This is a genomic window from Pseudomonas sp. Fl5BN2 (assembly GCF_009908205.1).
Taxonomy (GTDB): Bacteria; Pseudomonadota; Gammaproteobacteria; order Pseudomonadales; family Pseudomonadaceae; genus Aquipseudomonas.
In genome coordinates this window covers 1-429 of the sequence record NZ_JAAARL010000081.1, presented here as the reverse complement: position 1 = coordinate 429, position 429 = coordinate 1, and the positions used below count along the sequence as shown (strand labels likewise).

General features: G+C 56.6%; 1 protein-coding gene. It reads right to left on the bottom strand.

The features are described from left to right. The coding region (locus GV819_RS32660) for a hypothetical protein (RefSeq protein WP_256667713.1) at positions 1–429 on the bottom strand (429 nt) is incomplete at both ends.

Here is a 429-nt window from a genome sequence, read left to right as displayed (position 1 = left end):
ATGCTGCTGAGCTTCTGGCCGACGCCCGTAAAAATGGCGGCCATATCGCGCATATTCCCGCTGGCGTCCCGGGTCTGTACGCCCAGGCGGTTCAGAAAGCCTTCCGCGCCGGGATTATTACGCACAAACCGGGAGAGGCTTTCCAGCGAAGTCCGCGCCGCGTCCACACTACCGCCCACCTGCGAAACTGCGTAGCCAATCGACTGAATCCCCTGAACCGTCGCGCCGGTGCGTTGAGATGCCCAGTAGAGATTATCCAGACCGGAGGCAATTTTCGCCGTAAACGCAACAACGGACAGCGCCGCACCTTCCACCGCCAGCCCTGTTTTTATGGCATTTGCGGTGACGCCAGCAAGAACAGATTCAAATTTCTCGTATCCGGCTTCATCAATGCCAAATCCAAGGGAGACGAGAAAATCTTTAATAGTC